Origin of the sequence: Pleomorphovibrio marinus (assembly GCF_003347495.1) — a bacterium.
GTDB classification, from domain to species: domain Bacteria; phylum Bacteroidota; class Bacteroidia; order Cytophagales; family Cyclobacteriaceae; genus Pleomorphovibrio; species Pleomorphovibrio marinus.
On sequence record NZ_QCXY01000001.1, the window covers coordinates 684,417 to 697,391 of the forward strand.

Here is a 12,975-nt window from a genome sequence, read left to right on the forward strand (position 1 = left end):
AATTATGGCCTACGGAAAGAAAATTACAATCATATGAACCAAAATAAGAAAATCGGATTTGTACACACCTCGGCTACATTAGTCCCTGGATTTCAACAACTTTTTAAGGAGCATTTCAAGAACAGCGAGGTCAGTTACTTCAACATGGTGGATGATAGTCTCATCAAGGAAGTCATTCAAGAAGATGGCCTCACCCCGGCCATAAGCCGCAGGGTAGTCAATCAAGTAGCCGCAGCACAAGCTGCGGGGGCGGACCTGATTATGGTGACCTGTAGCTCCATCGGACCCGCTGTTGAGATGGCAGCGGGACTAATGGACGTTCCCGTGCTCCGAGTAGATCAACCTATGGTGGACGAAGCCATCAAGATGGGTAAGAGGATTGGTGTAATCGCCACCCTCACTACCACGCTAGGACCCACCAGTGATCTGTTAAAGCGAAGGTCCCTTCAGTTAGAAAGAGAAATTGAAATTGAAAACCGTCTTTGTGATGGTGCTTTCGAACACCTCATGTCAGGAAACCAAGAGGCGCATGATAAGGCGATAAGGAATGCCTTGATGGAACTACAAGAGGAGGTGGATGTGATCATTTTAGCCCAGGCCTCTATGGCTAGGGTGGTGGATCATTTAAGTGATTCGGAAAGGAAAATCCCCATTATCAGCAGTCCCACACTTGCGGTTAAGCATCTTCTTAAACTATGTTCATGAGAGCAAATAGTCAATTAATTAGTTCGCTTTTATTGACGTTCCTATTGCTGTCAGGACTGTATTCCTGTTCTAGCCCTGACAAAAATGCCCTAAATAAGCAAGTCACGGAAGAGGTGCTTCAGGAAATTTACGAGGAGGTAAAAACACCGTATAAGTATGGCCTTGTCATGGTTCCTCCCAGCGATGATCTGAAATTGGACTGCCCAAGCATATTCAAGGATGGGGATTCCTGGTATATGGTATACATCATTTATGGAGGTAGAGGCTATGAAACCTGGCTGGCAGAGAGTCCTGATCTCCTAAAATGGGAAACTAAGGGCCGCCTAATGTCTTTTTCTGACACCACAGATTGGGATGTCAACCAAAAGGCAGGTTATACCGCCTTGCAAGAATTTGCGTGGGAGGGGGATTATAAGTGGCAACCCTATGAAGGAAAATATTGGATGAGTTATATAGGAGGGGATACCCAAGGCTATGAGGCGGGCTTGCTTTCTATTGGTCTTGCCCATACCGAAAAGTCCCCCATCGAGGTGCATGAATGGAATAGGCTGGACGAACCAATTTTGATGTCCACCGATGAGGATGCCAATTGGTGGGAAAACGACGTAATGTATAAAAGCTCCATAATTTGGGATAAGGAGGAGTTGTTGGGATATCCCTTTGTGATGTACTATAATGCCCGTGGAGACAGCATCAATCCAAAGCGAGGGGCTGAAAGGATCGGTCTGGCGGTATCGGATAACATGATAGAATGGCAACGCTACCAGGAGGAACCTTTGATCAACCATCACAAAGGTATTTCGGGGGATGCTGTCATACAGCAAATCGAGGATTGGTACGTGATGTTTTACTTCGGGGCTTTCTGGCCGGATAGGGAGGATGCCCAGGCATTCAACCGATTTGCGGTCTCTAATGACCTGCTGAACTGGAAAGAATGGAAAGGAGAAGACCTGATCCACCCATCAGAACCCTATGATGAGCGCTTTGCTCATAAATCATTCGTGCTTAAGCATAAAGGAGTGGTTTATCACTTCTATTGTGCAGTGAACGACCAAGACCAGAGAGGTATAGCCGTTGCCACTTCAAAGGATTTGGGAAAAAGTGAATTGTCTTTTACTACTCAAGAAACAAAATGAAAACTTCCCTCCTTTTATTTTCCTTTTGGGCGGTTTCCCAGTCTGTGCTTTTTGGCCAACAGGAAGCGGACATCTCTGCTTACCATCTCACTTGGGAGAGCCACAGCCAAAACTCTTCCGCATCCATGCCACTTGGAGGTGGGGATATTGGGCTTAACGTTTGGGTAGAGGACGGGGAACTTTTATTTTACTTCTCCAGAAGCGGTACTTTTGATGAACACAACACACTGCTCAAACTGGGAAGAATGAGGATAGGATTAACCCCTAATTTACTTTCGGATGAAGATGAATTCCAGCAAATCCTTCATTTGGAGGAGGGCAAGATCCTGATCAGGGGATCTCAGGGTCTGGAAATGGTACTCTGGGTGGATGTGGAAAAGCCCGTCATCCACTTGGAATCAAAGGCAGATATCCCTCTTGAAGTTTCCGCTTCCTACGAGAGCTGGAGACATAAAGACCGGAAAGTAGAAGGGGCAGCAAACAATGCCAATTCCTATAAATGGGCTCCTCCACAGGAAGTCATTACCTATGCAGACAGCATCCAATTTGAAGATTCCGGGGTACTCTTTTATCATCAGAACCGAGAGGAAACTGTATTTGATCTTACCGTTGCCCTGCAACAATTAATAGCTGTAAAAGACGAGTTATACAACCCCATAGGCTCCCTCATTTTTGGGGGATGGATCGAAGGAGATGGGTTTTTACCAAATGGGGAGTCATCCGGAGTGTACGAAGACACCGATTTCAATGGCTGGCGATTGAAAAGTGAGCAAGCAAGAGAGAATCATCATATTTCCATTCACCTGCATACAGACCAACATATCGCCGCTTCCCAATGGAAACAAAAACTGAGGAATGAGGCTGCTTCTTACGAAAGGCATACCGGAAAGGAGAAAGCTTTAGCATGGTGGAAGGAGTTTTGGGACAGAAGCTATATCATTACAGACCCGTATCGCAGGTATGTTTCGGACAGTGTCTGGCGATTGGGTAGAAATTATCAACTTTTTAGGTTTATGCTGGGGGCCAATGCCAAAGGGGACTTTCCCACAAAATTCAACGGGGGCCTGTTCACTGTAGATCCGGTACATACGGACAGTAGTATGACCTTCACCCCGGATCACAGGAATTGGGGTGGAGGGACCATGACTGCCATGAATCAGCGCTTGGTGCATTTTCCCATGATAAAAGCAGGTGACTTTGACCTGTTAGCACCCCAATTGCAGCATTACCTACGGTTACAAAAAACCGCAGAGCTAAGATCAAAAGTATATTGGGGGCACGAAGGAGCGGTATTTTCGGAACAACTCGAAAATTTCGGATTGCCCAACCCTACCGAATATGGATGGAAAAGACCGGAGAATTTTGACCCCGGCTTGGAGCACAATACCTGGCTCGAATACCAATGGGATACCGTTTTGGAATTTTGCCTTATGATGTTGGATGTTTACCACTACCAAGAAGAGGACATTAGCCAATATATTCCTTTTATCAAAAGTTGTTTGGTGTTTTTTGACCAGCATTATCAGTATAGGGCGGCATCCCGGGGGATCAAGGAATTGGATGGGAAGGGTCACCTTGTCCTTTACCCTGGAACGGCCAATGAGACCTATAAAATGGCCTATAATGCCAACAGTACCATATCTGGATTAAAAGTCATTACAGAGCGAATGCTTCAGCTCCCAGATCAATTTGTGGATACAGAACTTAGGGAATATCTAGAGGGCTTCATTGGCCGGATACCCCCCCTCAATTATAGGGAAATCAAAGGTGCAACAGCCCTGGCACCTGCAAAGCTTTGGGAAAGGGTGAACAATACAGAAACCCCTCAACTTTACCCGGTTTACCCCTGGGGGATTTATGGGATAGGAAGACCTGATCTGGTTACAGCCATCCACACTTACCAGGAAGACCCGGATGCCATCACCTTCAGAAGCCATGTGGGGTGGAAGCAGGACAATATTTTTGCGGCTAGGTTGGGCCTCACCAGAGATGCCCGTAACCTGACTTTAAGGAAAATGGCAGATGCCCAACGAAGGTTTCCGGCATTTTGGGGGCCTGGCTTTGATTGGGTACCCGACCACAATTGGGGAGGCAGTGGTATGATTGGCATGCAAGAAATGCTTTTGCAGGATGTGGGCGACACCCTTTATCTATTTCCAGCATGGCCAAAGGAATGGGACGTGAGGTTTAAGCTTCACGCGCCACAAAACACCCTAATCCAAGGAGAGGTGTTAGGTGGTGAGCTTTTGCACCTAGAGGTAACACCCTCCTCCAGGGAAAAAAACGTGGTCAACCTTCTGGGGAAAGGCCTCAGAGAGAAACTACAATTGGACGCTACAAATTAAACTCAAATGACTGATAGGATAACGTATTTACTATTGCTGCTAGGTATGGGGTTGCCACTAAGCCTTTTGGCCCAAGACCGTGGGTTGACAAATACCGTAAAAAGTCCCCATGCCCAACTAAGAAGCGTGAACCTGGAAGACGTACAATGGACAGATGGATTCTGGGCAGAGAGGTTTGAAGTAGTGCGCAATAGGACTGTCCCATTTATGTGGGAGCTTTATCACGAGACCTCCACCCATGCCGTATTGAATTTTGAAATAGCGGCAGGAAAATCAAAAGGGAAACATAAAGGTCCCTCCTTTCATGATGGGGACTTTTACAAGGTTTTCGAGGCAATGGCCTCCCTCTATGCCATCACCAAAGACCCGGAGCTAGACGAGGCCATGGACCAAGCCATAGCACTGATTGCAGCCGCACAACGTGGAGACGGCTACCTTCATACCCCGGTGATCATTGAAGAGCGGTGGGGAACATTAGGCGATGAGTTGCTCCAAAAGCAGTTGAGTTTTGAAAAGTATAATATGGGCCATCTTATGACGGCGGCATGTGTACATTACAGAGCCACAGGAAAAGAATCCTTCCTCCAAATTGCAAAAGGAGTGGCTGATTTCCTCTATGATTTTTATAAGGAAGCCTCTCCGGAGTTGGCCCGCAATGCCATTTGCCCCTCCCATTATATGGGGGTAACCGAGATGTACCGAACCTTGGGTGATTCCAACTATCTGGAACTTGCCCAAAACCTGATCGATATCCGGGGTACCACGGCAGATGGAACGGACGACAATCAGGACCGGGTACCCTTCCGGCAGCAAACAGAGGCAATGGGACATGCCGTAAGAGCAAATTACCTGTATGCAGGAGTGGCAGATCTCTATGCAGAGACAGGGGAGGATATCCTTATGGAAAACCTGAAGTCGATTTGGAAGGATGTGGTGTATAGGAAAATGTATGTAAATGGAGGTTGTGGGGCATTGTATGATGGTGTTTCCCCAGATGGAACTTCCTATGATCCTTCAGAAATACAGAAGATACATCAAGCCTATGGTAAGCCTTACCAACTTCCACATGCTACGGCACACAATGAAACCTGTGCCAATATCGGCAACGTACTTTGGAATTGGAGAATGTTTCAGTTAACTAAAGAAGCCGAATACACCGATATCATCGAGCTTAACCTATACAACAGTATCCTTTCCGGAATTTCCCTCGAGGGCAGCACTTTTTTCTACACCAACCCCTTGAGTGCAAAAGAGGATTTACCCTTCAACCTGCGCTGGCCCAACGAAAGGGAACCCTATATAGAAATTTCCAACTGCTGTGCCCCGAATGTGGCCAGAACCTTGGCCCAGGTAAACAATTACGCCTATAGCCTCTCCGAAGAGGGAGTATATGTGAACCTCTACGGAAGCAACGAACTATCGACCAAACTTTGGGATGGAAAAGACATTTCCATTAAGCAAAGCTCCCAATACCCCTGGGAAGAAACAGTTAGCCTTACCATTGAGGAATCTCCAGAACAGCCATTTGGGATATTTTTACGCATTCCAGGTTGGTGCAAGGGAGCAACCATCAAGGTAAATGATAAAGAAATCAATGCCGAAAAACTCCCGGGTTCCTATTTAGAGGTGAAAAGGAATTGGAAAACAGGGGATGTCATCAGCCTCACCCTGCCCATGCCTGTCAATTACATGGAAGCAAATCCCCTAGTGGAAACCACCAAAAATCAATTGGCAGTGAAAAAAGGCCCCCTTGTGTACTGCGTGGAATCCATAGACCTACCGGAAGGAGAAAAAATTGATAATTTGGTCCTCTCCCTAGAAGAAGCCTTAACCCCGGAATGGGTGGATATATATGGATCAGCCCTACTTTCTCTTAAAGGTAAAGCCCTTTTCCGGCCTTCTAAGAACTGGGAAAGCTCCTTGTTCCAGCCCTACGAAAAAACCGAATATACCTCAATGCCCATTTCATTAATCCCCTACTACGCCTGGGCAAACCGGGGAGATGGGGAAATGGCAGTTTGGTTACCTTATAAATAAGCATATCATGTACTTGAAGAAACATTTCACATTAACGATCCTATTTTGTTGTACCGTTTTTGCCGTTCTGGCGCAATCCGTCATCCAGCCTTATAAAGAGAATAGCAGGTATTGGCAATACCAGGGGTCTCCTATTTTCCTTTTTGGAGGGAGTGACAATGATAATTTATGGCAATGGAAGGGTGAAAAACTCACCAAGCACCTTGAGCTTTTAGCCAGCCTAGGGGGAAATTATGTAAGAAATACCATGTCTGACCGGGATGAGGGCGACATTTATGCCTTTAAGCAGCTAGAAGATGGAAAGTATGATTTGGAGCAATGGAACGAGGCCTATTGGGAGCAGTTAGAGTTTTTTCTAGAGGAGACTGCCCAAAGGGATATCATCGTTCAGCTCACGGTATGGGACTGGTTTGATCTTTCCGGACCCAATTTTGACAGGCACCCTCTAAATCCATCCAATAATGTGAATTGGGAAGCTGGGTTGATCAAGGAGCGGGAGGACTTCTACGGAGGCTCCCTGTATGATAATAATCAACCGGTGTTGGACCTACAGCATAAATACGTGGAAAAGCTGCTATCCATTAGCTTTGGCTATGACCATATTCTTTACAATGTGGGAAATGAAAGTAGCCTGGGTGCCGAGTGGGAAAATTACTGGGCTGAAACCATGAAAAACCAGGCAGCATCCGCAGATAAGCAAATCTATTTAACCAGCATGCAGCTTGTGCCTTCCAACGGGGTGCGACATGTTCTTACTTATAGATCCTTATATGATTTCGCGGAGATTTCCCAAAACAACCAGGATTCAAAGGGTGCTAGGGGAAGAAAACACTATGAAAACGTACTGGCATGGGGCCGACTTCTGGAATCAGACCCAGGGGGGATCATGCCTATGAACAATGAAAAAATCTATGGTTCTGCCGATGGCAGGAATTACTCGGCAGGGCATGGAAAGGAAGCTGAAGACAGGTTTTGGAAAAATGTGTTTGGTGGAGCGGCATCGGTGAGGTTCCACAGGTCAGAGGGGTATTGGGGCATTGGGTTATCCGAGAGAGCCCAAAAGAACATCAAGGCAATGAGTATGTTTCTGGATTCCTTCGATGTGTTCCGTGCTAAACCTTATGGAGAAATAAAATTTATAGGGGATTCCGAGGCCTATGCTATGGCAGAATTGGGCAAGACCTATGCGGTATATTTTCCGGTTGGAAGACAGTCCATAGAATTGGATCCTTATCTTTTTGCCAAAAAGGTGAGTGTGCGGTTTTTGGATATAGACGATGGAGAATGGATGGAGGAAGAGGTAATAGACCTGGAATGGGAGGAAGAGCTCAGTGATATGTTTGGGTTCCAAAAGGGGATTAGCCTCACCACACCGGAAAATAAAGCCTGCGTCGCCATTGTTAAAATCCTTGAATAAATAATGTTCAGTACACAAGCACCAAATAGCCCTTATAAGATAGCATTAATTTTCCTTGCCTTTGGATTCTTTGTCGTTGTGGAATCAACTGCACAAAAAAAGCCACGGGTAATTGTGAGCAGCGACATAGGGGGCACGGATCCGGATGATTTCCAGTCCATGATCCACTATCTGATGTATGCGGACTGCTTTGAAACAGAAGGCCTAATTGCCTCTCCCTATGGGCCAGGCAGGAAACAAGACATTTTGGACATCATCGCTCTGTACGAAAAGGATTATCATAAACTTAATGCCCATGGGGATTTTCCTTCCCCGTCATCCTTGAGGGAAGTAACCAAACAAGGAGAAACGGAGAGGGCACCTTTAAAAGGGTATAGCTCAGCTACCGAAGGTTCGGATTGGATCATTTCCTGTGCGAGAAAAGAGAGCGATAGCCCTCTCTGGGTATTGGTTTGGGGAGGGTTGGAAGATGTGGCTCAGGCCCTCCATGATGCTCCTGATATTGCCGATAAACTCCGGGTATATTGGATAGCGGGACCAAACAAAAAATGGGGAGCGGATGTCTATGACTATGTGGCGAGTAATTTCCCTGAATTGTGGATGATAGAAACCAATTCGACGTATAGGGGTTGGTTTGTGGATGACCAATCCAACAAGCCAACCAACGTCAAGTCCTTTTACGATAGCTTTATTAAAGGGAAAGGAGCCATGGGCCGGGATTTTGTCAATTATTATGATGGGGTGATCAAAATGGGGGACACCCCTTCGGTGGCCTACCTCTTGAACGGGGACCCGGAGGATCCGGAGGGAAGGAGCTGGGGAGGAAGCTTTGTCCCATTGACCTACAGCTCAAAGAGGATATTCCATCAGCACAGCAGCACATCGGATACCATACCCGTATTTTCGCTGATAGAATGGGTGTTTGATGGTCCTGACGACCCCACCAAAGACAAAGAAAAACCTTGTTTTACCTTGCATATCAGTGGTCAGGAGTTTGAAGGTTATTATGCTGGGGAGGGAAAGTATATCGTACGATTTGTGCCTAAAGCCATAGGAGAGTGGGACTATTCCATCAAAAGTGAAATAGAGGTATTGGACGGCCAAGCCGGCGAGTTTGTTGCTGTGGATCCATGGCCGGGGGCTCCGTCCGATGATGACTATCGAGGGTTACGACAGTGGTGGGGCGACCACCCCGACGACTCCCTTTTTGAGGGAGCTCATCAAGGAGCTAAAAGTATTTTCCGTTTCCAGGAGGATTTCCTTATGGATTGGGCCAAGAGATGGGAATGGTTGGCGGATTAACACAGTGCTAGCACCTGTAGAGGGAACTTTTTTTCACGCAACGCTCGCTACGTTCTTTTCTTCAGTACCATCGTTGCGGCCGTTGCGTATTCGTTGCGAACGTTGCGAGAAATTATTTTTCACGCCACGACCGCTAAGAGTCCACACGCAACGCTCGCTACGTTCTCTTCTTCAATACCCTTTGCGGCCGTTGCGAGAACTTTCACCGTAATCCTATCCTAGAAATCTATTTTCAATTGATCCCTGAGTTTATTTTTCATCCCCAAGGAAAGGATACCTGTAGTCACTGGGAGGAGTAAAGGTCTCCTTGATGGTCCTGGGGGAAACCCAGCGCAGCAAGTTGATCATAGAGCCGGCCTTATCGTTAGTGCCGGAAGCCCGGGAACCACCAAAAGGCTGCTGCCCTACCACAGCGCCTGTAGGCTTGTCGTTGATGTAGAAATTGCCCGCCGCATGCCGCAGCTTCTGGGTTGCCAACTCAATAGCATAGCGATCCCTGGAAAAAACCGCACCAGTCAGTGCATAGGGACTAGTCTGGTCCACCAGCTCCAAGGCCTCCTCGTAGTGCTCTGCATGGTACACATACACCGTAAGTACAGGGCCAAAGATTTCTTCCTGCATGGTTTTGTACATGGGATCCTTCACCAAAATTACAGTGGGAGCAATGAAATAACCCTTGGACTTATCGTAAGTACCTCCAGCAAGGATTTCTACATTGTCGGCTTTTTTGGCTTCTTCTATATATCCCGTGATCTTGTCAAAGGCTTTTTCATCGATTACCGCATTGATAAAATTGCCAAAATCCTCCGTACCTCCCATTTTCATGGATTTCAAGTCCTCCAATAAAAAGGTTTTAACATGTTCCCAAAGATTAGTAGGAATATAGGCTCTTGAAGCTGCGGAGCACTTTTGACCCTGGTACTCGAAAGCCCCCCGACTTAGTGCAGTGGCCAATTCCTTGGGGTCGGCGCTTTTATGGGCGATCACAAAATCTTTCCCTCCCGTTTCCCCAACGATACGGGGGTAGGTCTTATAGGTGGATATATTCTCCCCAATGATTTTCCAGATGGTCTGAAAAACCCCTGTGGAGCCCGTAAAGTGGATGCCCGCAAAATCAGGGTGGCTAAAAACCACCTCCCCGGCAGCAGGCCCATCCACAAAAATCAAATTGATCACCCCATCCGGAAGCCCTGCTGCCTTAAACACTTCCATCAAAACATTCGCTGAATAAATCTGGGTATAGGCCGGTTTCCACAGCACCGTATTCCCCATCATGGCAGGGGCAGTGGGGAGGTTGCCGGCAATGGCAGTAAAATTAAATGGCGTAATGGCGAAAACAAAGCCTTCCAAGGGCCTTTGTTCCACCCTGTTCCACACACCCGGGGAATTTTCCGGAGGCTGTTGCCCATAAATCTCTGTCATGTATTTCACATTGAACCTGAGAAAATCGATCAGCTCACAAGCGGAATCAATTTCTGCCTGAAAGGCATTTTTGGATTGCCCCAGCATGGTGGCAGCATTAATCTTATCCCTGTAGGGTCCTGCCAGAAGGTCCGCTGCTTTCAAAAATATGGCTGCACGTTGTTCCCATTGCATGTTTTCCCAAGCATGCTTAGCCCCAAGGGCTGCCTGTATGGCCTGTTCCACATGAGAGGCATCCCCCTCATGAAAATGCCCCAGCAGGTGCTGGTGGTCATGGGGTGGGTGTAGGGGCAATTTCTTTTCTGTCCTTACCTCTTCACTGCCTATATGCATGGGGATATCCAACACCTTGGACCTGGCATCTGCAATTGCGTGTTGCAAGGACTCCTTTTCAGGACTTCCAGGTGCATATTCACGGACGGGTTCGTTGTAGGGTGTGGGTACTTCAAAAAAACCTTTAAGCATGGTCGATCAGTTTTGGTTAGTTTCTTCCAAAGTTAATGGGTTCAAAAACCTGACCAAAACACCCTTTGAAAAAGATAATCCCAAAATCGGTAACTCATTGCGTAAAGATGAGGTGTTGAAAAAATGACTTGCAAAACTCTTTACTGAGAATATGAAGAATCCTATTTCGCAGCATTAGAAGCTAATGTCGAGCAACATCCGAAACTCTATCCAACTCTATTACAAAATCCCCTCAAGTTCCTTCAATTGCTTGATGGCATGGGTGTAGGGTTGGGAACAAGGGAGGTTCTCGGGATTGAAGAATATGGCATCCATGCCCACTCGATTCGCTCCAAGCAGGTCGGATATGGGATTATCCCCAATCATCAGACATTCGGCCGGATTGGTATTAAGGGTTTTGATGGCATACTCAAATATCCGCTTGTCCGGCTTCTGGTATCCTGTGGTCTCTGCCGTCACCACCAGGTCAAAATAGGGGGAAAGGCCAGAAGCTTCGATTTTCAATGTTTGGCTCTCATTAAATCCATTGGTGATGATATGTAACCCGTATTTATTTTCCTTGAGGTAACGGAGAATTTCAAGGGCTCCAGGAAAAACATGGGGTTTAGAGGAAGTGCGAACCACAAATTCATGTTCCAACTCTACAGGGATTCCCAAAGGATCTGCACCTACCTGTGAAAATATCCGCTGGAAACGCACCTTCCTCAGGGAAGCTTTATCTAGTTTTCCCTGGTTAAAGTGATCCCAAAGCTGAAAGTTCACCGCTACAAAGGCGTCAAAAAACAACTCGAAGCTGGCAATGCCCTTTTCTGTCAGCGCAAAGTCCGTAAAAAGCTCAGCCAGTGACTCCCTGGCATTTTTATTATAATCCCAAAGGGTATGATCCAGGTCAAAAAAGAGGTGTCTATACGTTTTCAATTATCTGCGATAAGGGTTGTTTTCAATTTTATTGATGGCCAGTTCCCTATTTGAGTACAGGATTTCGTAGATTTCCTGGTCTCTGATCAGGTGCTGGTCCTTTTGGATAAACTTCAATATTTGCTGAAGAATTTCGTAGGCCTCCTCCAGCATATAGTAGAACGTCCATTGGTCCACTTTCTTGCTGCCTACCAGTCCGGCATTTTTGAGATAGCTCAGGTGCCGACTTGTTTTGGTTTGTGTGAAATCCAAGATATGTTCCAGGTCGGAGATACAAAGTTCCCCGTTTTGCATCAGCAAATGCAAAATTCTTACCCTAGGTTCCTCGGACAGTGCCTTAAACACACGCATTCCATAGCTAAGGCTTATGTTTTTTAGCCGCATTTAATTAACTTTAACAATTAAAAACAGTTCAAATTAATGAAATGATTTGAAAATGCCTTAATATAGGGTTTTCATCTCTTGAAACCGTATATGGGTTGGTTTCGTTAGTTTAGAAAGAAGGATTTGCTAGTGAAGATAACTATACTGACATTATTGCTTACATTCCTGGTTCTGCTCTTGGCAGGCAAAAAGGCCATGGCTCAAGATGATCCCGAAAGGAAAGTGGTACAGCTTTCTGGGATTATCCTCAATGCAGACAGCACAGAGGCCGTTCCGGGTGTGAATATTTACGTGCCCAAAATGGGGAGGGGAACCAGTAGTAACCGCTTTGGTTATTTTTCTATGCCCGTGGTGGCAGGAGATTCGGTGGTTTTTTCATTTATAGGACTTAAAAGGCAGGCTATAAAGGTCCCCGATGACATAAACGAGGACAAGCTCAGCTACATCCTTACTATGGTGGAAGACGAATATGCCCTCGCAGAGGTGGAAGTGACTCCCTATCCCACCGAGGAGGAGTTTAAAAATGCTGTCTTGGCATTAAATATCGAGGAGCAAAACCCGCTAAACAGGGGCAACCTGAGTCCTCAATTACTGTTGAGGTATGCGGAGGAAATGCCCGCCTCCGGAAACGAAAACTTCCGCCAATTCACCAACCAGCAGATGATGCAGACCATGGATCGCTACGGCCCCAGGCCTTTGCCCTTGCTTAATCCATTTGCCTGGTCGCAATTTATCCAATCCATCAAACGGGGTGATCTGAAGGGTAGGGATAGGGATTGATTTTGCCAATTAAAAGTAAAACAGTGGCAAAACTTAGTACACTGCACAAACTTTTCCTTTCTCC

Annotated in this window: 10 protein-coding genes; 7 read left to right on the forward strand and 3 right to left on the reverse strand. The window is 46.4% G+C overall.

Translation table 11 applies throughout. The annotated features are described in order from the left end of the window. Positions 1 to 33 precede the first annotated feature (33 nt). Genes DB520_RS02920 through DB520_RS02945 form a run of 6 tightly spaced genes read left to right on the forward strand, consistent with a single transcriptional unit; the run spans position 34 to position 8,942 of the window. Complete coding sequence (locus DB520_RS02920; RefSeq protein WP_114748136.1) at positions 34 to 705, forward strand: aspartate/glutamate racemase family protein; 672 nt, start codon at positions 34 to 36, stop codon at positions 703 to 705. Continuing rightward, positions 702 to 1,841: a glycoside hydrolase family protein gene (locus DB520_RS02925; protein WP_114748137.1), complete on the forward strand. Its 1,140-nt coding sequence runs from the start codon at positions 702 to 704 to the stop codon at positions 1,839 to 1,841. The genes DB520_RS02920 and DB520_RS02925 overlap by 4 nt, the downstream gene beginning before the upstream one ends. Beyond that, positions 1,838 to 4,186 carry a DUF5703 domain-containing protein gene (locus DB520_RS02930; RefSeq protein WP_198675223.1) on the forward strand — a complete coding sequence of 783 codons (2,349 nt, stop codon included), beginning with the start codon at positions 1,838 to 1,840 and terminating at the stop codon, positions 4,184 to 4,186. Before DB520_RS02925 ends, DB520_RS02930 begins: the two co-directional genes overlap by 4 nt. A 6-nt stretch (positions 4,187 to 4,192) precedes the next feature. Further along, on the forward strand, positions 4,193 to 6,223 hold the full coding sequence (locus DB520_RS02935) for an aceric acid hydrolase (protein ID WP_114748138.1): 2,031 nt from the start codon (positions 4,193 to 4,195) through the stop codon (positions 6,221 to 6,223). A 7-nt stretch (positions 6,224 to 6,230) separates the two neighbouring features. After that, positions 6,231 to 7,640 carry a hypothetical protein gene (locus DB520_RS02940; RefSeq protein WP_157971911.1) on the forward strand — a complete coding sequence of 470 codons (1,410 nt, stop codon included), beginning with the start codon at positions 6,231 to 6,233 and terminating at the stop codon, positions 7,638 to 7,640. Between the two features lie 3 nt (positions 7,641 to 7,643). Continuing rightward, positions 7,644 to 8,942: a nucleoside hydrolase-like domain-containing protein gene (locus tag DB520_RS02945; protein ID WP_114748140.1), complete on the forward strand. Its 1,299-nt coding sequence runs from the start codon at positions 7,644 to 7,646 to the stop codon at positions 8,940 to 8,942. A gap of 249 nt (positions 8,943 to 9,191) precedes the next feature. Here the strand turns inward: DB520_RS02945 and pruA are convergent, their stop codons facing one another. The 3 genes from pruA to DB520_RS02960 all read right to left on the reverse strand — a co-directional run bounded on the left by pruA (position 9,192) and on the right by DB520_RS02960 (position 12,131). Continuing rightward, a complete protein-coding gene (gene pruA / locus DB520_RS02950) occupies positions 9,192 to 10,829 on the reverse strand; it encodes an L-glutamate gamma-semialdehyde dehydrogenase (RefSeq protein WP_114748141.1) in 1,638 nt (545 codons plus the stop codon). 219 nt (positions 10,830 to 11,048) lie between these two features. Continuing rightward, positions 11,049 to 11,747 carry a YjjG family noncanonical pyrimidine nucleotidase gene (locus DB520_RS02955; protein ID WP_114748142.1) on the reverse strand — a complete coding sequence of 233 codons (699 nt, stop codon included), beginning with the start codon at positions 11,745 to 11,747 and terminating at the stop codon, positions 11,049 to 11,051. Beyond that, positions 11,748 to 12,131, reverse strand: coding sequence for an ArsR/SmtB family transcription factor (locus DB520_RS02960; RefSeq protein ID WP_114748143.1), 384 nt, complete (start codon positions 12,129 to 12,131; stop codon positions 11,748 to 11,750). A 195-nt stretch (positions 12,132 to 12,326) separates the two neighbouring features. Between DB520_RS02960 and DB520_RS02965 the strand changes: the two genes are divergently transcribed. Next, entirely contained in the window at positions 12,327 to 12,911 is a 585-nt protein-coding gene (locus DB520_RS02965) for a carboxypeptidase-like regulatory domain-containing protein (RefSeq protein WP_114748761.1), read from the forward strand. Positions 12,912 to 12,975 lie beyond the last annotated feature (64 nt).